The sequence below is a fragment of the Cupriavidus basilensis genome (genome assembly GCF_000876015.1).
GTDB classification, from domain to species: Bacteria; Pseudomonadota; Gammaproteobacteria; order Burkholderiales; family Burkholderiaceae; genus Cupriavidus; species Cupriavidus basilensis_B.
Genome location: NZ_BBQM01000023.1, coordinates 194,464 through 215,254 on the forward strand (window position 1 = coordinate 194,464; position 20,791 = coordinate 215,254).

18 protein-coding genes are annotated in these 20,791 nt (G+C 70.8%); 10 read left to right on the plus strand and 8 right to left on the minus strand.

Annotation, left to right across the window (positions count from 1 at the left end; translation table 11 throughout):
• Positions 1 to 112 precede the first annotated feature (112 nt).
• Together KF708C_RS25615 and KF708C_RS25620 are read left to right on the plus strand one after the other, a co-directional pair.
• On the plus strand, positions 113 to 454 hold the full coding sequence (locus tag KF708C_RS25615; protein ID WP_059413753.1) for a hypothetical protein: 342 nt from the start codon (positions 113 to 115) through the stop codon (positions 452 to 454).
• Between the two features lie 59 nt (positions 455 to 513).
• On the plus strand, positions 514 to 2,721 hold the full coding sequence (locus tag KF708C_RS25620; RefSeq protein WP_059413755.1) for a TonB-dependent receptor: 2,208 nt from the start codon (positions 514 to 516) through the stop codon (positions 2,719 to 2,721).
• Between the two features lie 96 nt (positions 2,722 to 2,817).
• Here the strand turns inward: KF708C_RS25620 and KF708C_RS25625 are convergent, their stop codons facing one another.
• Positions 2,818 to 3,657 (minus strand): CPBP family intramembrane glutamic endopeptidase, encoded by an 840-nt coding sequence (locus KF708C_RS25625; RefSeq protein ID WP_059413757.1) that lies wholly within the window; start codon positions 3,655 to 3,657, stop codon positions 2,818 to 2,820.
• 402 nt (positions 3,658 to 4,059) lie between these two features.
• Between KF708C_RS25625 and KF708C_RS25630 the strand changes: the two genes are divergently transcribed.
• Together KF708C_RS25630 and KF708C_RS25635 are read left to right on the plus strand one after the other, a co-directional pair.
• Positions 4,060 to 5,433, plus strand: coding sequence for a collagen-like triple helix repeat-containing protein (locus tag KF708C_RS25630; RefSeq protein ID WP_063923061.1), 1,374 nt, complete (start codon positions 4,060 to 4,062; stop codon positions 5,431 to 5,433).
• Between the two features lie 340 nt (positions 5,434 to 5,773).
• On the plus strand, positions 5,774 to 6,922 hold the full coding sequence (locus KF708C_RS25635) for a zinc-binding dehydrogenase (RefSeq protein ID WP_020200741.1): 1,149 nt from the start codon (positions 5,774 to 5,776) through the stop codon (positions 6,920 to 6,922).
• A gap of 297 nt (positions 6,923 to 7,219) precedes the next feature.
• Here the strand turns inward: KF708C_RS25635 and KF708C_RS25640 are convergent, their stop codons facing one another.
• Complete coding sequence (locus tag KF708C_RS25640) at positions 7,220 to 8,050, minus strand: oxidoreductase (protein ID WP_059413759.1); 831 nt, start codon at positions 8,048 to 8,050, stop codon at positions 7,220 to 7,222.
• Between the two features lie 143 nt (positions 8,051 to 8,193).
• On the opposite strand from KF708C_RS25640, the gene KF708C_RS25645 reads away from it, so the two are divergent.
• A complete protein-coding gene (locus tag KF708C_RS25645) occupies positions 8,194 to 9,102 on the plus strand; it encodes a LysR family transcriptional regulator (protein ID WP_020200743.1) in 909 nt (302 codons plus the stop codon).
• Positions 9,103 to 9,108: 6 nt separating this feature from the next.
• Here the strand turns inward: KF708C_RS25645 and KF708C_RS25650 are convergent, their stop codons facing one another.
• Together KF708C_RS25650 and KF708C_RS25655 are read right to left on the minus strand one after the other, a co-directional pair.
• On the minus strand, positions 9,109 to 9,927 hold the full coding sequence (locus KF708C_RS25650) for an isocitrate lyase/PEP mutase family protein (RefSeq protein WP_059413907.1): 819 nt from the start codon (positions 9,925 to 9,927) through the stop codon (positions 9,109 to 9,111).
• Between the two features lie 151 nt (positions 9,928 to 10,078).
• Entirely contained in the window at positions 10,079 to 10,963 is an 885-nt protein-coding gene (locus tag KF708C_RS25655) for a LysR family transcriptional regulator (RefSeq protein ID WP_059413761.1), read from the minus strand.
• A gap of 144 nt (positions 10,964 to 11,107) precedes the next feature.
• Here KF708C_RS25655 and KF708C_RS25660 point away from each other — a divergent pair, with 144 nt between their 5' ends.
• From KF708C_RS25660 to KF708C_RS25675, 4 genes are all read left to right on the plus strand, one after another.
• Positions 11,108 to 12,091 carry an NAD(P)H-quinone oxidoreductase gene (locus KF708C_RS25660; protein WP_059413908.1) on the plus strand — a complete coding sequence of 328 codons (984 nt, stop codon included), beginning with the start codon at positions 11,108 to 11,110 and terminating at the stop codon, positions 12,089 to 12,091.
• Positions 12,092 to 12,167: 76 nt separating this feature from the next.
• The gene (locus KF708C_RS25665; protein WP_029043128.1) at positions 12,168 to 13,067 is read left to right on the plus strand and encodes a LysR family transcriptional regulator; all 900 of its coding nucleotides are present in this window, start codon (positions 12,168 to 12,170) and stop codon (positions 13,065 to 13,067) included.
• Positions 13,068 to 13,289: 222 nt separating this feature from the next.
• Positions 13,290 to 13,901, plus strand: a complete 612-nt coding sequence (locus KF708C_RS25670; RefSeq protein WP_059413763.1) for a glutathione S-transferase family protein — start codon at positions 13,290 to 13,292, stop codon at positions 13,899 to 13,901.
• An 85-nt stretch (positions 13,902 to 13,986) separates the two neighbouring features.
• A complete protein-coding gene (locus tag KF708C_RS25675; RefSeq protein WP_059413765.1) occupies positions 13,987 to 16,110 on the plus strand; it encodes a 2Fe-2S iron-sulfur cluster-binding protein in 2,124 nt (707 codons plus the stop codon).
• Positions 16,111 to 16,145: 35 nt separating this feature from the next.
• Here KF708C_RS25675 and KF708C_RS25680 read toward each other — a convergent pair whose 3' ends face one another.
• The 3 genes from KF708C_RS25680 to KF708C_RS25690 form a co-directional block, all read right to left on the minus strand.
• Complete coding sequence (locus KF708C_RS25680; RefSeq protein WP_020200750.1) at positions 16,146 to 16,769, minus strand: hypothetical protein; 624 nt, start codon at positions 16,767 to 16,769, stop codon at positions 16,146 to 16,148.
• Between the two features lie 182 nt (positions 16,770 to 16,951).
• Complete coding sequence (gene gdhA / locus KF708C_RS25685) at positions 16,952 to 18,295, minus strand: NADP-specific glutamate dehydrogenase (RefSeq protein WP_059413767.1); 1,344 nt, start codon at positions 18,293 to 18,295, stop codon at positions 16,952 to 16,954.
• A gap of 374 nt (positions 18,296 to 18,669) precedes the next feature.
• Positions 18,670 to 19,425, minus strand: coding sequence for a DeoR/GlpR family DNA-binding transcription regulator (locus KF708C_RS25690; protein WP_020200752.1), 756 nt, complete (start codon positions 19,423 to 19,425; stop codon positions 18,670 to 18,672).
• A 230-nt stretch (positions 19,426 to 19,655) separates the two neighbouring features.
• On the opposite strand from KF708C_RS25690, the gene KF708C_RS25695 reads away from it, so the two are divergent.
• Positions 19,656 to 20,087, plus strand: a complete 432-nt coding sequence (locus tag KF708C_RS25695) for a VOC family protein (protein ID WP_059413769.1) — start codon at positions 19,656 to 19,658, stop codon at positions 20,085 to 20,087.
• Positions 20,088 to 20,286: 199 nt separating this feature from the next.
• Here KF708C_RS25695 and KF708C_RS25700 read toward each other — a convergent pair whose 3' ends face one another.
• Positions 20,287 to 20,628, minus strand: coding sequence for a hypothetical protein (locus KF708C_RS25700; RefSeq protein ID WP_020423633.1), 342 nt, complete (start codon positions 20,626 to 20,628; stop codon positions 20,287 to 20,289).
• Between the last annotated feature and the right edge of the window lie 163 nt (positions 20,629 to 20,791).

Consider the following 20,791-nt stretch of genomic DNA (forward strand, 5'->3'; position numbering starts at 1 on the left):
GTGCCGCATCAGCCATTGCGAAGCGCGCCAACAGATGGCAAACTCGCAACTCTGTTGCAATAGCCGGTTTGTTTTCCGGAAAACCGGCCGCCCGCCCTCCCTGCAGTCATCCGTGTTTCGACGCTCGCTCGCCCTCCTGCTGGTCGCGGCCCTGCTCTTCGGGCAGGCGGGCAACTACGTCCATGCGCTGTCCCACCTGCACGCGCAACTGCAAAGCAGCGCGTGCGTGGCGGCGGACGACGCCGGGCAGTGCGAGCCCGACCAGGATGTCTGCCTGCAGTGCCTGGCATTCGCGGCGCTGGCGGTGGCGATGCCGGCGCTGGCGTCGTGGCTGCTCATCGCCTGCTCGCGCCGCTGGCACTATCCCCTGCCCGCCGAGCGCCACCTCGCGCCCGTATTCTCGCCGCGGCCCCGCAGCCGCGGCCCGCCTCTGACCGGCTTGTCGTTCACGTAGTGCATTGGCGCGGGCAAGGAGTCCCCGCGCGACACTCCCATATCGTCAGAGGCATTGCCATGTCAGTTTTCCAGCTTCGAGCCATTGCGGCCGGCGCCGCGTCGGCGCTCGCCGTCTCGGCGCACGCACAGTCGGCGCCAGCCGACGTCCCTTCCACGCCGCCCGCCGCGCGGCAAGCCCAGGCGCAGGCCGCCACCCCGGCCACCCCCGCCACTGCAGCCGCCAGCGACAAGTCGCTCAACGCGGTCGTCGTCACCAGCAAGCGCCTGGACGAGGCGCGCAACGCCCTGTCGCCGGAGACCGGCAGCTCGGTCTACCGCTTCGACAGCGAGGACATCGACGCGCTGCCCCAGGGCGACAACACGCCGCTGAACCAGGTCCTGCTGCAGGCGCCCGGCGTGGTGCAGGATTCCTTCGGCCAGCTGCACGTGCGCGGCGACCACGCCAACCTGCAGTACCGCATCAACGGCGTCACCATTCCCGAGCCGATCAGCGGCTTCGGCCAGATGCTGGACACGCGCTTCGCCGACGAGATCAAGCTGGTGACTGGCGCGCTGCCGGCGCAATACGGCTTCCGCACGGCCGGCATCGTGGACATCCGCACCAAGGGCGCGGCCACCGACGACGAGGGCCAGCCGCGTGCCTTCGGCGGCGAGATCGGCACCGTGATCGGCAGCCACGCCGACCATGAGGCCAACGGCTACATCCAGGGCGCGAAAGGCCCGTGGAGCTACTTCCTGAGCGGCTCGTTCAGCGAGAACAACCTCGGCATCGAGAACCCGACCGGCGGCAGCAACGCGATCCACGACCACACCGACCAGGGCAAGGCCTTCGGCATGCTGTCGTACCTGGTCAACCCGGACAGCCGCATCAGCTTCATGTTCGGCAGCGCCGACAACCGCTTCCAGATCCCGAACCGGCCCGGCCTGTCGCCCTCGTTCTCCATCGACGGCGTGGTCCCGCCGGCCTCGGACGCGCTCAACGCCAACCAGCGCGAGAAGACCGACTTCCAGATCCTCTCGTTCCAGAACAAGGTCTCGTCCGCGCTCGACTACCAGGTCTCGCTGTTCCACCGCACCAGCCGGGTGGACTACAACCCGGACCCGATCGGCGACCTGGCCTACAACGGCGTGGCCGCCGACATCACCCGCAGGAACGAGGCCTACGGCGTGCAGGCCGACGGCAGCTACATCCTCAACCCGGCGCACACGCTGCGCGCGGGGCTGTTCCTGCAGCGCGAGCGGTTCGGCGTGGACAACAGCTCCACCGTGCTGCCGGCCGACGCGGACGGCAACCAGACCAGCGGCGTGCCGCTGTCCATCGTCGACAACTCCAGCAACACGGGCACCACGCTGGGCTTCTACCTGCAGGACGAATGGAAGGCCACCGACAAGCTCACGATCAACTACGGCGCGCGCTACGACCACGTCAACACGGTGGTCAGCGAGCAGCAGCTCAGCCCGCGCCTGGGCCTGACCTACGAGCTCACCAACGCGACCCGGCTGCACGCCGGCTACGCGCGCTATTTCACGCCGCCGGCGACCGAGAAGATCGACACCACCTCGGTGGACAGGTTCACGGGCACCACCAACGCGCTGCCGTCGGACGCCAACACGGCGGTGCGCTCGGAGCGCTCGGACTACTTCGACCTGGGCATCTCGCACCAGGCCACGCGCAACCTGACGCTGGGCCTGGACGCCTACTACCGCAAGGTGCGCCACCTGCAGGACGAAGGCCAGTTCGGCAACGCGCTGATCTTCTCCTCGTTCAACTATGACGAAGGCAAGATCTACGGGCTGGAAGGCACCGCCAACTACCGGCAGGGGAATTTCGGCGCCTACGCCAACGTGAGCCTGTCGCACGCGGTGGCCAAGGGCATCGAGACCGGCCAGTTCAACTTCGAGGCCGACGAGCTGGCCTTCATCGCCAGCAACTGGGTGCACCTGGACCACGACCAGACCGTGGCCGGCTCGTTCGGCACCTCCTACCTGTGGCGCGGCACGCTGCTCACCGCCGATGCGCTGTTCGGCAGCGGCCTGCGCAACGGCTTCGCCAATACCGGCCACCTGCCGCCGTACCTGCAGGTCAACGTCGGCGCGGCGCATACGTTCGATACGCCGGTCGCCGGCAAATTCAAGGTGCGCCTGACGGTGATCAACCTGTTCAACCACTCATACGAGCTGCGCGACGGCACCGGCATCGGCGTGGGCGCGCCGCAGTACGCGCCGAGGCGCGCGTTCTACGTGGCGGTGTCCAAGCCGTTCTAGCGGGGTGTGGAGGTTGTCTCCCCTCTCCCATTCATGGAAGAGGGGAGACAACCAGCGGCCAATCGATTCCGTCGGCAGCCCGGACAGGGCCGCCGCTCAGGCCGCGTCCGGCGGCGGCTCGGTCCCGCCTGGCGCGGCGTCCGCGGTCGGCCGCCACAGCAGCCGGCGCAGGATGCGCGCGCCCAGCAGGCCGAGCGGCACGGCGATGGCCCACAGGCCAAGCGGGGTTTCCAGCGCGTTGCCGTCCGGCGCCACCGCCGCATAGATCGTCGCGCCCGTGTTGAGCCCCATGTGCAGCACGATGCCGGGCCACAGCGAGCGCGTGCGGCAATAGAGCGCCGCGACGAACAGCCCCACCGCGAACGCGATCACGAACTGGTAGACGTTCAGGTGGGCCACGCCGAACACGAAGGCCGAGTAGACGGTCGCGTCGGCCTGGCCGTAGCGCTTGAGCATGCCGCGCAGCAGGATGCCGCGGAAGAACATCTCCTCGATGAACGGCGCGATGATGCAGACCAGCGCCCACGCGCCGATGCTGCCGTTCGCCATCTCGGACATCATCTGCGCCTCGCCGCGCGACATGGGCAGCAGCGCGTTCACCACCATCATGGCGAGGCTGTCGAGCAGCAGGATCAGCGGCACCATCAGCAGCAGCGGCGGCCCGAGCACGCCCAGCGTCGCGCCCACGCTGGCCGGCCCTTCATGGAACAGGCGGCGGTAGGTCAGCCCGTTGACATGGAGCATGGCGCTGAACACCAGCCCGTAGCAGACCACGCGCACCAGGCTGGCCGCGGCCATCGGCTGCATGCCGTGGCGCAGCAGGAACGGGCGCAGCAGCATGCTCACCATGACCTCCGCGAACCAGGCCACGAAGGTGAGCGCCAGCGCGCCCTGGAAGGTGATGGGTTGGGTCTTGTCCGGCCGGATCGGGTGCATGGCTCAGGGCGGTCTTGAAGGAAATCCTCGAAGGCAATCCACGAAAGGCGTCTCGCGGCGCGGTCACGCAGGGCGCCCTGCATGCGGCGTGGCGAGGTGGAGAAGTATCGCCGAATCCGCCGCGCGCCGGGGCGCCGCGTGGTGGGGGGCGCCTGTATCGACAAGCGCGCCGGCGCATGCGCGGGCCGTGCCGCGTTACGTAACACGTAACGGGAACGGCCGACACATGGGCCGCATGAAACGCCCTGCCACGACATCGCCGCCTGCCCGCAAAGCCAGGCCGCGCGCGGGTTTCCGGCAGACCGCGAGACGCGCGCGGCGGGCCCGGAAGACGCCGCCGGCGTCGGGCACAGCTATTGCGTGAACGCCTGGTCGAGAACGATAACCGGAGAGAGGTCGACCGTGCGTAATCAGCAATATCTGCTTGGTGTATTGGGTGCCCTGGTGCTGCTTGGCGGCTGCGCCAACGGGCACGACGGCAAGATGGGCGCCACCGGGCCCACGGGCGATCCGGGCGCGACCGGCGCCGCGGGCGCGGCCGGCACCCCTGGTCCGACCGGCGCCGCCGGCGCCAAGGGAGACAACGGCGCGACCGGCGCCACCGGGCCGGCTGGCGGTGCGACCGGCGCCACGGGGGCGACCGGCCCGGCCGGGGCGACGGGGGCAACGGGGGCGACTGGCGCCAGCGGCGCGGACGGCGCCACGGGGCCCACCGGCGCCACGGGCGCCACGGGGGTGACCGGCGCGACCGGCGCGACCGGCGTGACGGGTGCAACGGGTGTAACGGGCGCGACCGGGGCGACCGGCCCCGCCGGCACGACGGGCGCAACGGGCGCGACCGGCCCCACCGGGCCCACGGGCGCGACCGGCGCAACTGGCGCGACGGGCGCCACCGGCGCCGCCGGGGCATCGCTGCTCAATCAGGTCGGCAGTGCGGTCAGCAGCGTCGGCAATACCGTCGGCAGCCTGGGCACCGGCCCGCTGGCGGCGGTGACGGCGCCGGTGGGCTCCGTGGTCAGCCAGACCGGCGCGCTGGTCGGCAGCCTGTCGCCGCAGACGCTGGCCGATCCGGTCAACCAGGTCGTCGGCGGCGTGAGCAAGGCGATCGTCCCGCTGACCTCCACGCTGGTCAGCACCACGCAGACGCTGGGCGCGGCCACGGGGCTGGGTCCGGTGGCCAACAACCTGCTCGGCACCGTCGGCGGCGGCGTGGCCTCGCTCGGCACGGCGCTGACCAATACCAACGCGCCCATCGTGACCAACGTGGGCGGCATCGTGAATACCGCCGGCACCGCGGTGGCGTCGCTGGGCGGCCTGCTCAACCCGCCGTCCGGCACGCCGGGCAGCAGCCCGCTCGACCCGATCACCAGCCTGCTGGGCAACCTGACCGGCGGCCTCCAGGGCAGCCTGCCGCCGCTGCCGGGCAGCGGCGGCACCGGCGGCGCCGCGGGCCTGCTGGCGCCGGTCACGACCCTGCTCAACAACACGGTCGGCGGCCTGACCGGCGCCGTGGGCGGTGGCGGGAGCGGCGGCGGTCCGCTGGCGGGCGTGCTGACGCCCGTCACCAGCGTGGTGTCCGGCGTGACCGGCGCCGTGGGCGGCGCGGCGGGCGGCGCGGCGGGCGGCAACAACCCGCTGTCCGGCGTGCTGGCCCCCGTCACCAGCCTGGTCTCCGGCCTGACCGGCGCGGCGGGCGGCGCCGCGGGTGGCACCGCGGGCAGCAATAACGCCCCGGCCGGCGGCCTGCTCGGCGGACTGGTCAACAACAGGCGATAAGCGGAAGACGGCAAGAGACCACAGGAAGCCGCCCGCAACCTGTGGTCTCCCTCTTCCGCGCGCGGGAGAGGGATCGGGAAAAGGGCAGGCGCCACCGCGAAGCCGGCGCCGCCCTCCTCGACAAGCGCCAACGCTGTCTCTTCCACGGCACCAGCCTGCCGCCCCCGGCGCCGCCTTCGCGGCGCCGTTCTTTCTCCTGCCGCCGCGCAAACCCGCATGCCGGCGCCAGCCGCAAGCCCGCCGACCCGGTTTCCGATCTTGCAGTAGGATGGCGCATCGCGAAACGGGCGCCGGCTCCGCGGCCGCCGCTCGCCGCGCCCAGCCAACCAGGAGACCCCGCATGCCAGCCGACATCCCACGCACCGCCCTCCAGCTCCGCTCGCTGATCAAGGCCAGCGGCGAACTCGAACTGTCCCTCGCCAGCGTCGACGTGCCCGCGCCGGGTCCCGACGAAGTGCTGGTCCGCATCGAGGCCTCGCCGCTCAATCCGTCGGACCTCGGCCTGCTGTTCGGCGCGGCCGACATGAGCACGGCGAAGGCCGGCGGCACGCAGGAGCGGCCAGTGGTGAGCGCGCGCGTGCCCGAAGGCGCGATGAAGAGCATGGCCGGCCGGCTCGACGACGCCATGCCGGTCGGCAACGAAGGCGCGGGCGTGGTGGTGGCGGCCGGCGCGTCGGCCGCGGCGCAGGCGCTGCTCGGCAAGACGGTGGCGGTGCTGGGCGGCGCGATGTACGCGCAGTATCGCTGCGTGCCGGTGGCGCAGAGCCTGGCGCTGCCGCCGGACGCCACGCCCGCGGACGGCGCCTCGTCGTTCATCAATCCGCTGACCGCGCTCGGCATGACCGAGACCATGCGGCGCGAGGGACACAAGGCGCTGGTGCATACCGCCGCCGCGTCCAACCTGGGCCAGATGCTCAACAAGATCTGCCAGAAGGACGGCATCGGCCTGGTGAACATCGTGCGCCGGCAGGAACAGGCGGACCTGCTCAGGTCGCTCGGCGCGGCCCATGTGTGCGACATGTCGTCGCCGACCTTCACGCAGGACCTGACCGAGGCGATCGCCGCCACCGGCGCGACCATCGCCTTCGACGCCACCGGCGGCGGCAAGCTGGCCGGGCAGATCCTGGGCGCGATGGAAGCGGCCTTGAGCAGGAACGCGCGCGCCTACAGCCGCTATGGCTCGTCGACGCACAAGCAGGTCTACCTCTACGGCAGCCTGGACCCCAGCCCGACCGAGTTCGTCCGCAATTTCGGCATGGCGTGGAGCATGGGCGGCTGGCTGGTGTTCCCGTTCCTGCAGAAGATCGGCCCGGAAGCGGCGAACGCGCTCAAGGCGCGCGTGGTGGCGGAACTGAAGACGACCTTCGCCAGCCACTATGCGCGCGAAATCTCGCTGGCCGAGGTGCTCGACCTGAAGCAGATCGCGGTCTACAACAAGCGCGCCACCGGGGAGAAATTCCTGGTCAATCCGAACAAGGGGCTGGCGTAGGCCGGCGGCCAGAGGCTGCCGCCCGGCGGTCTGCTCCCCTCTCCCGCGAAGTGGAAGAGGGGCCGGGGAGAGGGCGGGGCCTGGCGAATGCAGCCGGGCTGGACATCACCATTGGCTTCGTTCGTGGCCTCTGTGCTGGACCACACCGCTGGCCCCGCTTGATGTGGCTCCTAGCCAAACCGCCCCTCTCCCCAGCCCTCTCCCCGTGAGGCGAGAGGGAGAACACCTTGCTTGGGCTAGCGCTGACGGCGTGGGCGTATCTGACGGCTTCGTTCATTGCCCTGCGCGCCGAACCGCTCACTCGGTGAAGTCGGTGCTCACGGTGAGGTGTTCCCACTTGTCGATTTCCGCGTTCAGCTCCTTGAGCTTCTCGCGCACGAAGCCGAGCGCGTCGGTGCCCAGCAGCAGGTGCACCGGCGGGTCTTCGGCGGCCACCACCCGCAGGATGGCCTGCGCGGCCTTGGCGGGGTCGCCGGGCTGCTTGCCCGAGCGGGCCGCGCGCGCGGCGCGCTGCGGCGCGAGCATGGTGGCGTAGTCCTCGATCTCCGACGCGGTGCGCTGCATCGAGCGGCCGGCCCAGTCGGTGCGGAACGCGCCCGGCTCGATGGCCGTCACCTTGATGCCGAATCCGTTCACTTCCTTGGCCAGCGCTTCGTTGATGCCTTCGAGCGCGAACTTGCTGGCGTTGTAGATGCCGACGCCGGGGAAGGTCATCAGCCCGCCCATCGAGGTCACGTTCAGGACATGGCCGCGGCGGCGCTGGCGCATGTAGGGCAGCACCGCCTGCGCCACGCTCAGCGCGCCGAAGACGTTGACGTCGAACTGCGCGCGCACGTCGGCCGGCGGGGCTTCCTCGATGCTGCTTTCGTAGCCGTAGCCGGCGTTGTTGACCAGCACGTCGATGGGGCCGACCTCGCGCTCGGCCTGCGCCACCACGCCGGGGATCGCCGCGTCGTCGCGCACGTCGAGGATGTAGCCGAAGGACTGGCCCTTGGCCAGCGCGGCGAACTCGGCGCGCTGCGCTTCGTTGCGCAGCGTGCCCGCGACCTTGTCGCCCTGCGCGATGACGGCTTGCGCCAGCGCACGTCCGAAACCGGTGCTCACGCCCGTAATGAACCAGGTTTTCATCACTTCTCCAGATGGTTTGCTTGAAATGCGGTTGCCTGCATGGAGCCGCCACCGCGGGCGGCTCCGGCACATCGGAGTATGGACGTTGCGAACCGTATCAAGAAGGAAGATAATCAAAAAGGACTTTGCAGGAAAATTGCACAATGAACCATGCTGATTTCCAGGCCTTGTCGGTTTTCGCCCGGGTGGCGCAGGAACAGAGCTTCAGCGCCGCCGCGCGCGCGCTGGGCATCCCGGTCACGTCGGTCAGCTACACGGTGCGCAAGATCGAGGAGCGCCTCGGCGCCCGCCTGCTCAACCGCACCACGCGCAGCGTCAGCCTGACCGAGGCCGGCGCCAAGTTTCTCACGCGCATCGCCCCGCTGCTGCAGGAGCTGGAGCTGGCGATGCACGACGTGGCCGGCGCCTCCAGCCGCTCGATGGGCACCCTGCGCCTGAACGTGCCCCACTCCGCCATCCCGCGCGTGATCGAGCCGGTGCTGAAGGACTTCCTCACCGCCTACCCCGACATCAACGTCGACGTGATCGCGGACAACAGCCTGGTGGACATCGTCGGCCGCGGCTTCGACGCAGGCATCCGCTACGACAACGTGCTGGAAGAGGACATGGTGGTGGTGCCGCTGGTCACGCAGATGCGCTTCTGCGTGGTGGCCGCGCCGGCGTACCTGCAGTCCCGGCCGCGGCCGCGCCATCCGCGCGACCTGCTCGCGCACGAGTGCGTCAACTACCGCAGCGCCGACAACGGCGCGCTGTACCGCTGGGAGTTCGAGAAAGGCGACGAGAAGCTGCGCATGGCCGTGACCGGGCGCATCGCCACCAATGACAGCGGGCTGCTGCTGCAGTCCACGCTGGACGGCTTCGGCTTCGGCTACCTCCAGCACAGCATCGCCGAGCCGCACCTCCAGGCCGGGCGGCTGGTGAGCGTGCTGGACGGCTGGATCCCGCGCGCCGGCCTCTATCTCTATTACTACAACCGGACCGGCATGCCGAAGAAGCTGCGCGTCTTCATCGACTTCGCCAAGGCGGCGCTGGCCGGCAGCGTCGAGGGCTAGAGAGACTCACGGGAAACTGCCGAACACGTCGTTGAGCTGCCGCGACGGCAGCGCCTTGCCCAGCCCGTCGAACGAACCCGCCTTGAGCTGCTCGGCGGCGGCCAGCATGCCGGCCCAGGCCGCGCGCGCGAGGCCGCCGCCCACGCTGATGCGCCGCACGCCGAGGCCGGCCAGCTCGGCCACGCTCATGCCGGGCCGCATCATCAGCACGTTGAGCGGCCGGGGCGCGACGGCGCGCACCATTGCCTCGATGTCGGCCCTGGCCACCACGCCCGGCGCGTAGAGGCAGTCCGCGCCGGCTTCGGCGAAGGCGACCAGCCTGTCGATGGCGGGCGCCAGCGCGGCGGGATCGGCCAGCATGCCTTCGGTGCGGGCGACCAGCAGCACGTCCTCGCCCGAGGCGTCGATGGCCGCGCGCGCGGCGCGGATGCGCTCGACCGCGAGCGCCTTGTCGTACAGCGCGCCGCTGCGCGCATCGAGATCCTCGATGGACAGGCCGGCCACGCCGGTCCCGATGGCCAGGCGCACATTGCCCGCCACGCCTTCCGGCGCGTGCGCGAAGCCGGATTCGAAATCGGCGTTGACGGGCAGGTCCACGCCCGCGCACAGCGCGCCCAGGTGGCGCAGCACGTCGTCGCGGCCGACCGCGTTGTCGGCGCGGCCCAGCGACCACGCCAGGCCCGAGCTGGTCGAGGCCAGCGCGGCAAAGCCCAGGTGCTGCAGCATGCGCGCGCTGCCCACGTCCCACGGATTGGGCAGCACGAAGCAGCCCTGCTGGTGCAGGGCGCGGAAGGCGGCGCGCTTCTCGGCGGCGGGACGGGTCATGGCGATCTCCTGTTCTTCGCGGTGCATGGGGGAATGCGCTCGGGCCGGCGTCATCCGCGGCGGGCGCCGAGCGCAGATCATACCGCCGCCGCCCGCGACGCGCGGGCCGCCCGCCCGTTCAGGCCGCGTCTCCGGCCGCCTGCCGGACCATCTACCAGACCGCTTCCTCCGGGCTCTCGAACGCGCGCACGATCTCGTCGATCATCGCCCGCACGCGCGCCGTGTGGCGCAGGTCCTGGTGCGTGACGAGCCAGACCTCGTAATGCTGGGCGCGCGTGCTGCCGGGCCACACGCGCACCAGCCCGTCGCGCTCGCCCAGGTGGACCGGCACTTCGCCGATGGCGATGCCGGCCTTGATGGCGTTGCGCAGCATCAGGCTCGAATACATGCCGGCCACGATGCGCCCGCCGTGGATCGGCTCGCCGGCCAGCGTGGGCGCGCGGTTGCCCGCCATCAGCGGCTGGTAGACCACCAGGTCGTGCCCGGCGAACGCGGTGCCGGGCACCGGCTCGCCGTGCCGCTCGAGATAGGCCGGCGCGGCATAGAGCCCGACCGGCCAGCGCGCCAGCCGGCGCGCCACCAGGTCGGGGTTCTCGGGCTTCATGGTGCGCACGGCGATGTCCGCCTCGCGCCGCGCCAGGTTGAGCACGTTGGTGGAGGTGTCGAGCAGGATCTTCACGTCGGGATGCGCCGCGTGCAGGCGCCCGATGGCGGGGATCAGGAACGCCAGCGCCAGCGAGTCCGTGGTGGTCACGCGCACCTCGCCCTCGAGCCGCGTGTCCGCGCCCTGCGCCTGCCGCAGCAGCTCGTGCGCCGACTGCTCCATCTTCAGCGCCGAGCGCAGCACCGCCTCGCCGGCCGGCGTGAGCGCGTAGCCATCGGAAGTGCGCAGGAACAGCGTGGCGCCGAGCGCCCGCTCCAGCGCCGCGAGGCGCCGGCCGACCGTGGCCTGGTCGAGCTCCAGCGTGCGCGCGGCGCGCCGCAAGGTGCGCTCGCGCTGTACCGCGAGAAAGATCCGCGTGTCGTCCCAGTTCATGGAAAGCCGCTCCCGTGTGATGCAAATTTGCATTTGTCGAGCGGAATAATGCAGCACAAATACATCATCGCGCAAACCTATACTCGGTCCATCCAACCACGCAGCCCGGAACCGGGCACCAGACACATGAACAAGACCAACACCATGAACGCCATCACCTTCCGCGACTTCGGCGAAGCCGACGTGCTGCGCCTGGAGACCGTGCCCGCGCCGGCGCTGCGCCCGCACGACCTGCTGGTGCGCAACCACGCCGCCGGCGTGAACCGCGTCGACGTGATCCAGCGGCGCGGCGGCTACGGCCGCGAGCACTTCGGCGACTCGGACATCATGGGGCTGGAGATCGCCGGCGAAGTGATCGGCATGGGCGCGGAAGTGCGCGGCTTCGCGCCGGGCGACCGCGTGATGGGCGTCGTGGGCGGCGGCGGCTATGCCGAACTGGCCCGCATCGACCACCGCATGGCCATGCGCATCCCCGACGGCATGGGCTACGCGGAGGCGGCGGCCATCCCCGAGGTCTTCGTCACCGCGCACGAGGCGCTGTTCCACCTGGGCCGCGCGCAGGCCGGCGACGCGGTGCTGATCCACGCGGCGGCAGGCGGCGTCGGCTCGGCGGCGGTGCAGCTTGCGCGCGCCGCCGGCGCGACGGTCTTCGCCACCGCCGGCGCGGGCAAGCTCGAGCGCGTGCGCGCGCTCGGCGCCGACGTGGCCATCGACTACAAGACGGAGGATTTCGCCGCGGCGGTCGCGCGGGCCACGGACGGGCGCGGCGTCGACGTGGTGGTGGACTTCATCGGCGCACCCTACCTGGAGCGCAACGTGCGCGCGCTGGCCGACGGCGGCCGGCTGGTGCAGGTGGGCCTGCTGGGCGGCACCGAGGGCGCGGCGCTGCCGCTGGAGCGGCTGCTGTACGGCCACCTGCAGATCATCGGCACGGTGATGAAGTCGCGCGCGCCGGAGGCCAAGCGCGCCATGACGCAGCGCTTTGCCGGGCAGTGGCTGCACCGCTTCGGCACGGGCGGCCTCGCGCCGGTAGTGGATAGCGTGTTTGCGCTGGCCGACGCCGCCGACGCGCACCGGCGCATGGAATCCAACCTGGGCGTGGGCAATATCGTGCTGGCCGTGGGCTGAACGCCGGCCGCGCCGGCGCCGGCGCTATACTCCGCCACGAAGCGCCGCCGGGCGCACGGAACGGGGAGAGCGAGGGGTGGACCGACTGCAAGCCATGAAGACCTTCGTCACCGTGGTGGAGACCGGCGGCTTCACCGCCGCCGCGAACAAGCTCGACGTCTCGCCGTCGGTGGTGAGCCGCATCGTCAACGAACTCGAGGCGCATCTCGCGGTGCGCCTGCTGACCCGCACCACGCGGCTGGTGCGGCTGACCGACACCGGCTCGGCCTACTTCGAGAACTGCCGGCGCATCCTCGGCGAGATCGACGACGCCGAACTGCTGGCCGCCGGCTCCCACGCGGAGCCGCGCGGGCAGCTCACCATCACCGCGCCGGTGCTGTTCGGCGCGGCCTACGCCATGCCGATCGTCACCGCGTACCTGCGGCGCTACCCGGACGTGGACGCCACCTGCCTGCTGCTCGACCGCACCGTCAACCTGGTCGAGGAAGGCATCGACGTGGGCATCCGCATCGGCGAGCTGCCGGACTCGTCGCTGCAGGCGGCGCCGGTCGGGCGCGTGCGGCGCGTGGTGTGCGCGGCGCCCGCCTATCTCGAGCGGCATGGCGTGCCGCAGGCGCCGGAGGATCTCGCGCGGCACACGGTCATCGTGGCCAGCGCGGTCTCGGCCTCGCCCGAGTGGCGCTTCGACGCCGGCGGCAGCCAGGTGGTCACGCGCCTGCAGCCGCGCCTGACCACCTCGACCAACGAGTCGGCCATCGTCGCGGCGGCGGCCGGCTTCGGCATCGTGCGGCTGCTGTCGTACCAGATCGCCGGCCACCTGCGCGCCGGCACGCTGCAGGTGGTGCTGCGCGAATTCGAGCCGCCGGCCCTGCCCATCAACGTCATCCACCGGGAAGGCCGCCATGCCACGCGCAAGGTGCGCGCCTTCCTCGACATGGCCATCGACACGCTGCGCGCCGATCCCTCGCTGCGCTGAAGCGCGGCGCCCGGCGCGCCGCTTCACGCCCTCCGCACACCGCCCGCCACGCCGCCCATTATTGGGCCAGCGAGAAGAGTCCTTTCTCGCCGGCGCCGTTTTTCCCGCGCGGCGGCGCTCCTAATATGCCTTCACGCACTCAGGCAAGACGCCGGCGGCCACCGCGGCCCGGCGCGCGGCCTGCGGCGATTCCCCCTCACACTTGCCCAAGGAATCCCAGCCATGAAGGTCTACCACCACCCGCTCTCCGGCCACTCGCACCGTGTCCGCCTGTTCCTGTCGCTGATCGGCGCGGATGCCGAGTTCATCCACGTCGACCTCGCCAAGCGCGCGCACAAGGAACCCGCGTTCCTGAAGCTCAACCCGTTCGGCCAGGTGCCCGTGCTGGTCGACGGCGACAACGTGGTCTCGGACTCCAACGCGATCCTGGTCTACCTGGCCACCAGCCTGGGCAAGACCGCGTGGCTGCCGGCCTCGCCCGCCGGCGCCGCGGCGGTGCAGAAATGGCTGTCGGTCGCCGCCGGCGAGATCGCCTACGGCCCCGCCGCCGCGCGCCTGATCACGGTGTTCGGCGCGCCGCTGAACGCGGAGGAAGTCATCGCGCGCGCCCACGTCGTGCTCAAGCGCGTGGACGATGCGCTGGCCGCCTCGCCGTGGCTGGCGGCGGACCATCCCACGCTGGCCGACGTGGCGCTCTACGGCTACATCGCGCGCGCGCCCGAAGGCTTCGTCGACCTCGCGCCGTATGCCAACGTCAATGCGTGGCTCGCGCGCGTCGAGGCGCTGCCCGGCTTCGTCGCCTTCCAGCAGACGCCGGCCGGCCTGGCCGCCTGAGCACCTGACCACCGCGCCACCGCGCCATCGCGCCATCGCGCCATCGTTCTCACCGCGGCCGCGCCGCATTCCGGAGATCGCCATCATGTCCCAGCCCTCGCCCCTCGCGCCGACACAGGTCCCGCCGCTGCCCTGGCATGCGGGCGAACGCACGCTGCAGGAGCGCGCCGGGGTGGCGCGCAAGATGGAGGAACTCGGCGCGCGCTTCGTGCGCGACCACATGCCGGAGCAGCACCGCCAGTTCTTCGCGCAGTTGCCGGTGGTGGTGCTCGGCGCGGTGGACCCGGACGGCGACGTGTGGGCCACGCTGCGCGCGGGCAGGCCGGGCTTCCTGCATTCCCCGCACGACAAGGCGCTCGCCGCGCGCCTGCCGCGCGAGGCGGCCGACCCCGCCGAGCGCGGCATGGAGCATGGCGACGCCGTCGGCCTGCTCGGCATCGACCTGCTGACGCGGCGCCGCAACCGCCTCAACGGCACCATCCGGCGCGACGCGCCGGCGGCGGACACCGCGGTGTTCGAGATCATGGTGGGACAGAGCTTCGGCAACTGCCCGCAATACATCCAGCAGCGCAACTACGCCTTCACGCGCGACCCCGCCGCGCCGGGCGCCGCGCAGCCGCAGCGCATGAGCGGGCTGGACGCGCGCGCCCGCGCGCTGGTGGCCGGCGCCGATACCTTCTTCGTGGCCTCGTACGTGGACCTGCCCGACGGCACGCGCCAGGTGGACGTATCCCATCGCGGCGGCAAGCCGGGCTTCGTGCGGCTGGACGAGGACGGCGGCATGACCATCCCGGATTTCTCCGGCAACCTGTTCTTCAACACGCTCGGCAACTTCATGGCCAACCCGCGCGCGGGGCTGGTGTTCGCGGACTTCGCCAGCGGCGAACTCCTGCAGATGACCGGCTCGGCGCAGGTCATCCTGGACTCGCCGGAAATCGCCGCGTTCCAGGGCGCCGAGCGCCTGTGGCGCTTCATGCCGGCCAGCGTGGTGCGGCGCGAAGACGCGCTGCCGCTGCGCTGGACGCCCGAGCCCGAAGGCACGTCGCCCTCGGTCGAGCTCACCGGCGACTGGCGCGAAGCCGCCGAGCGCCTGCGCGCGCGTCCGCTGGCCGATACGTGGCGCCCGTTCCGCGTGACGCGGCTGGTCGAGGAAAGCATGGGCATCCGCTCGCTCCACCTCGAACCCGCCGACGGCGCCGGGCTGCTGCCGCACCACGCCGGCCAGTACCTGCCGATCCGCGTGACGGCCGGCTCGCCGCCCGCGCCGGCGATCCGGACCTATACGCTGTCGTCGGCGCCGGCCGACGGCGTCTACCGCATCAGCATCAAGCGCGAAGGCACGGTGTCGCAGCATCTGCACGACCACGTCAAGGTCGGCGACATCGTGCAAGCGCGCGCGCCCGCCGGCACGTTCACCATCGACGCGGCCGCGCCGCGCCCCGCCGTGCTGCTGGCCGCCGGCATCGGCGTCACGCCCATGCTGGCCATGCTGCGCCACCTCGTCCACGAAGGACTGCGCACCCGCCGCACGCGCCCGGCCTACTTCTTCCATGCCGCGCGCACGCTGCCCGAACGCGCCTTCGCGCGCGAACTGGGCGCGCTGGCCGACAGCGCCCAGGGCGCCGTGCAATACGTGCGCGTGCTCAGCGACCCGCGCGACGCCGAGCCGCAGCAGGACTTCGACGAAGCCGGCCGCATCGACATCGCCATGCTCCAGCGCCACCTGCCCTTCGGCGACTACGACTTCTACCTGTGCGGCCCCGGCCCGTTCATGCAGTCCCTCTACGACGGCCTGCGCGCGCTCAACGTGGCCGACGACCGCATCCACGCCGAAGCCTTCGGCCCCGCCGCGCTGCGCCGCCGCCGCGACAACGCCGCCCAGCCCGCCGCCCAGCCCGCCGCCGCGCCCGCCGCCAGGCCCGCCACGGCGCCGGTGCCGGTGGTCTTCACCCGCTCCGGCAAGGAAGCGCGCTGGTCGCCCGCCGCCGGCTCGCTGCTCGAACTGGCCGAACAGCGCGGACTCGCACCCGAGTTCGGCTGCCGCAACGGCAGTTGCGGCACCTGCCGCACACGCATCGTGCAGGGCGCGGTGGCCTACGCCGGCACGCCGGAATTCGAGGTGTCGGACGGGGAAGCGCTGATCTGCTGCGCGGTGCCGGCGGCGGGCGACGAGGGCACCGGCTCCATGTCGTTGCAGCTCGATCTTTGAATTTTCCTGCGCCGCGGAGATGCGGAGATGGCCGCTCAGCGTGCCAGCAGTTGCTTGGTCTGGTCCGTGATGGCCCGCAGCCCTTTCTCGACGATGTCGCGCCAGTCATCGACAGTCACCACCTGCCTGGACTCCGACACCGTGGCCTTGATCACCTGCTTGCCGGCGAGCGGGCCCACGTTGCCTTCCAGTTCCACCTCCGATTTCTGGCTGGTAGTCACCGACCAGAATCCCGGCTTGAACCAGGCCCAGAATTCGTTGATGCGCGCGCTGACCGGCGCGGCCGCATCGTAGTTGGCGTCGCCCTTGCTTGCCACGATGTAGCCGGACTCCTTGAAGGCCGTGGCGAGCGCCGCCTCGGTCAGGCCGGATACAGTCTGGCCTTCGGGCAGGACCACGTCCCCCAGCGCCTTGCCATAGCCATTGCGCTTGCGCCCGATCGCGCGCGCCTTGCTGTCCTGGCCGTTGTCCTCGGCGTCGTCGAGAGACGGAATGTCCGGGCTGGACGGCGCGGCTTCGAACTTGCGGTTATCCAGCACGGCCTCGATGCGCACTGCCTTGCCCGTTGCCGGATTGTCGGCGCTGGGCGCCTTGACGGCCACCACGTCGCGCCCGAGCGCGCAGCCCATCAATGCCGCCACGGCAAAGCCGTAAACCATGACCCGGGTGACTGCTCCATTGATTTTGATGTTCTTGGACATTGGATTCTTGTTTTCGTATTGATGAAAGAGGCACGCCGCGGCATGGCCGTCATGCAGCGGCACACATCAATGTATCGGACATGGGCCGGATATCTTTAGTCCGTGAAGCATCCGGGCCCGCCTGCCATCATGGCCAGCCGCTACACCACCCCCTGCGCCAGCATCGCATCGGTCACCTTCACGAACCCGGCCACGTTGGCGCCTTCCACGTAGTTGACATAACCGTCCGCCTTCTGCCCGTAGTGGATGCAGTTGCCGTGGATGTCCTTCATGATGGCGTGCAGTTTTTCGTCGACTTCGGCGTGGTGCCACGCCAGGCGCATGGCGTTCTGCGACATCTCCAGGCCCGAGGTGGCCACGCCGCCGGCGTTGCTGGCCTTGCCCGGCGCGTACAGGATGCGCGCGGCCAGGAAGCGGTCGACGGCGTCGAGCGTGGATGGCATGTTGGCGCCTTCGGCCACGCAGAACACGCCGTTGGCCAGCAGGCGTTCGGCGTCGGCGCCGTCGAGCTCGTTCTGGGTGGCGCACGGCAGCGCCACGTCGGCGGGCACGTGCCACGGCGTGCGGCCGGCTTCGAAGTGCAGGTCGTGCGCGGCGGCGAAATCGGCCAGGCGGCCGCGCGTTTCATTCTTGAAGGCCATCAGCGCGGCGAGCTGCGCGCGGTCCATGCCCCTGGGATAGTGCAGCACGCCGCCGGAGTCGGACACGGTGAGCACCTTGGCGCCGAGCTCGATGGCTTTCTCGGCGGCGAACTGCGCCACGTTGCCCGCGCCGGAGATCAGCACGCGCAGGCCGTCGAGGCCGCGCCCGCGCCGGTGCAGCATTTCCTGCGCGAAGTACACCGTGCCGTAGCCGGTGGCTTCGGGCCGCATCAGGCTGCCGCCGAAGGACAGGCCCTTGCCGGTGAACACGCAGGCGGCGTGGTTGGAGAGCTTTTTCATCATGCCGGCCATGAAGCCGACCTCGCGCGCGCCCACGCCGATGTCGCCGGCGGGCACGTCGGTGTCGGGGCCGAGATGGCGGTGCAGTTCGGTCATCAGCGCCTGGCAGAAGCGCATGACCTCGCCGTCGGACTTGCCCTTGGGATCGAAGTCGGAGCCGCCCTTGCCGCCGCCCATCGGCAGCGTGGTGAGCGCGTTCTTGAGGGTCTGCTCGAAGCCGAGGAACTTGAGCACCGACAGGTTGACGGTGGGATGCAGGCGCATGCCGCCCTTGTAGGGGCCGATGGCGGAGCTGTGCTGCACGCGGAACGCGCGGTTGACCTGCACGTGGCCGCGGTCGTCGGTCCACGCCACGCGGAACTGGATCACACGCTCGGGCTCGACAAGCCGCTCGAGCAGGGCCTGCTCGCCGTAGCGCGGATGCTGTTCGACGAACGGCCACAGCGTCATCATGACTTCCTTCACGGCCTGGAGGAATTCGGGCTGGTCGGGATCGCGCCGGGCAACGCCGGCCAGGAAGGTTTCGAGGGAGGCAGGTCTCACGGGTGTCTCTTCGTATCGGGTTGTGTGCTGAAGCTTCGGTCGGGACGGCCGCCGCGGATACGTGCCCGCCGGCGTGCCGGAAGATGCCGCGGCGTGCCCCGGGGACATTCAGGGGCGGCACCGCCGCGGACATGAAGATACATTCATGTGTGATCCTGAATGTATCTATAAGGCGGAAGCTTAGCATCCGCTGTGCCTTGGCAGGCATGCAGGCGGCGGCAAACGATGACGAAACGCCACCCGGAGAGCGGAACCGGCCGCTTTTTCCGTGCGATCAACGGCCGCGCTGGCGGACACCGCCGCGCGCCGGATTCGCATCGGATGCGCGCCGGAAGCCAGGCCGGAAATCGAGCCGGAGAGCGGCGCGGCGCGCCTCAGGCGAGGCGCAGCGCCGGGCCGCGCGCGTTCAGCGCGGCGGCAATGGATGGCTCGGGCGCCATGTCGGAGATCAGGTAGGCGGCCTTGTCGAAATGCTTGACCAGCACGCCGGCATGGCGGCCGAACTTGGTGTGGTCGGCCACCACGCAGGCCACGCTGGCGGCCAGCAGCATGCGCCCGCGCAATTCCGCGGCGGCGCGCGAGAAGTCGCTCATCTGCCCTTCGGCCGTGATGCCGCCGGTGCCGACGAAGGCGAAATCGGCGTGATAGCGCGACAACTGCTCGATGGCGTCCCAGCCGTGCGTGGCGTCTTCGTTCTCCTGCAGCTCGCCGCCCAGCAACACCACGCGGTTGCCGTTGCGCCGGCCCAGCAGCAGCGCGATGGCGATGTCGTTGGTGTAGACCACGAGATTGCGGTGGCCGTGCAGCGCCTGCGCCACCGTGTGGGTGGTGGTGCCGTAGTCGAGGATCACGGAGGCGCCGTCGGGCACCAGTTCCGCCGCGCGCATGCCGATGGCGCGCTTGCCTTCGGCATTGACCGCGGCGCGGGTCTGGGCGTCGGGCTCGGCCCGCTCGGGCGACAGCGCCCCGCCGTGCGTGAGGATCAGCAGGCCGCGCGCGGCGAGCGCGTTGAGGTCGCGCCGGATGGTCTCGCGCGAGACGTCGAGCTCGCTGACCAGCTCGCTGATCGCCAGCGCGCCGCTGGCGGCGAGCTGGTCGAGGATGAATTTTTGTCGTTGTTCAGCCAGCACGGCAACTCCGCAGCACGAGGGAACGAGAGCGGCATTCTAACGTCGATGCCGCGCCGCTCCCTGCTCGCCGGCGGGATGCGCACCGGGCGCCCCGCGCGAAAAACGCGCCGCGACACGGCGGCGTCAACCTTGCGGACTATGCTGGGATGGTGGCCGCCCGCGCGGCCTGCACAGCGCTGCGGCAAGTCGCGCATGCGCCACCGCGGGACATCCCGCAAGGAGACGAGACGATGCTGGTTCAACCCTATCTGTTCTTCGAAGGCCGCTGCGAGGAAGCGGCGGAGTTCTACAAGCGCGTGCTGAACGCGCAGGTCGAGATGCTGATGCGTTTCAAGGAAGCGCCGCCGCAACAGTCGGCCGCGCCGGAGGGCTGCGCGCCCGGCCCCATCGACGGGGAAAAGGTGATGCACATGTCCCTGCGCATCGGCGAGACCACGGTGATGATGTCCGACGGGCGCTGCGGCGGCCAGCCCAGTTTCCAGGGCTTCTCGCTGTCGGTCACGGTGCCCGACGCGGCCGCCGTGGACCGCGTCTTCAACGCGCTGGCCGAGGGCGGCCAGGTGCTGATGCCGGCGGGCGAGACCTTCTTCGCCGAGCGCTTCGGCATGTGCGCCGACCGCTTCGGGGTGTCGTGGATGGTGATCGCGGTGAAAGCGCCGTAGGGCCGGTCGCAGTGCAGCGGCGGGAGGCTGCCGATGGCGTTGGCGGGGAGGGGAATCTGCTGGCCGGAACCGGCGGGCGGCGGATGCGCGCCGTGAAGAGGATGCGGGTGATGCAGGTGATGCGGATGATGCAAGAAAATCCGCATCGGCCGGCCCGGCCGCGGGTGGAGGGCTCCCGCGGTCGGGCCGGCCAGCGCCGTCAGGCGCTGGCGCCGCTGGTGTCGCCGCTGTAGGCCGGCGCCGCCGACACGCCGGTCAGGTCGCGGCCGGCGAGGTCGAGCGCCGTGGCGCCGTGAGCGCCGTCGGTGAACGCATCGCGGCGGTCATTGACGCGCGCGCCGTCGGTAAACGGGTTGCGGCGGTCGTTGACGCGCGCACCGTCGGTGAACGGATCGCGCTTGCCGTTATGGAGGTTGTAGCCGTACTTGTCACCGGCGTTGACGCTGTCTTTCGGACCCTGTGCGTTGGCCTGCGTCGATGCCATGACGCAAAGGCCGAATGCTGCTGCGGAAACGAGGGTCGTGAAGAGCTTCTTGTTCATGATTGCTGCTGGATTCCAGATTGGGGCGGCACTTTCCACTTGTGGTGGAGCGGGATAGGCGGAGTCTTGCGTCCCGCATGTCGTCTGTTTCGCCTTTTTGCTTGCACCGGCACAGTTGGGGGCGCCGGCACAGACAGCAGTGTAGCCATCGCGAAGCATTCCT

Coding starts and splice junctions, on each gene's coding strand:
- KF708C_RS25620 (WP_059413755.1), top strand. CDS start 514: ATGTCAGTTTTCCAGCTTCGAGCCATTGCGGCCGGCGCCGCGTCGGCG.
- KF708C_RS25625 (WP_059413757.1), bottom strand. CDS start 3,657: ATGCACCCGATCCGGCCGGACAAGACCCAACCCATCACCTTCCAGGGC.
- KF708C_RS25635 (WP_020200741.1), top strand. CDS start 5,774: ATGCCAGCCGACATCCCACGCACCGCCCTCCAGCTCCGCTCGCTGATC.
- KF708C_RS25640 (WP_059413759.1), bottom strand. CDS start 8,050: ATGAAAACCTGGTTCATTACGGGCGTGAGCACCGGTTTCGGACGTGCG.
- KF708C_RS25645 (WP_020200743.1), top strand. CDS start 8,194: ATGAACCATGCTGATTTCCAGGCCTTGTCGGTTTTCGCCCGGGTGGCG.
- KF708C_RS25650 (WP_059413907.1), bottom strand. CDS start 9,927: ATGACCCGTCCCGCCGCCGAGAAGCGCGCCGCCTTCCGCGCCCTGCAC.
- KF708C_RS25655 (WP_059413761.1), bottom strand. CDS start 10,963: ATGAACTGGGACGACACGCGGATCTTTCTCGCGGTACAGCGCGAGCGC.
- KF708C_RS25660 (WP_059413908.1), top strand. CDS start 11,108: ATGAACGCCATCACCTTCCGCGACTTCGGCGAAGCCGACGTGCTGCGC.
- KF708C_RS25670 (WP_059413763.1), top strand. CDS start 13,290: ATGAAGGTCTACCACCACCCGCTCTCCGGCCACTCGCACCGTGTCCGC.
- KF708C_RS25675 (WP_059413765.1), top strand. CDS start 13,987: ATGTCCCAGCCCTCGCCCCTCGCGCCGACACAGGTCCCGCCGCTGCCC.
- KF708C_RS25680 (WP_020200750.1), bottom strand. CDS start 16,769: ATGGTTTACGGCTTTGCCGTGGCGGCATTGATGGGCTGCGCGCTCGGG.
- KF708C_RS25695 (WP_059413769.1), top strand. CDS start 19,656: ATGCTGGTTCAACCCTATCTGTTCTTCGAAGGCCGCTGCGAGGAAGCG.
- KF708C_RS25700 (WP_020423633.1), bottom strand. CDS start 20,628: ATGAACAAGAAGCTCTTCACGACCCTCGTTTCCGCAGCAGCATTCGGC.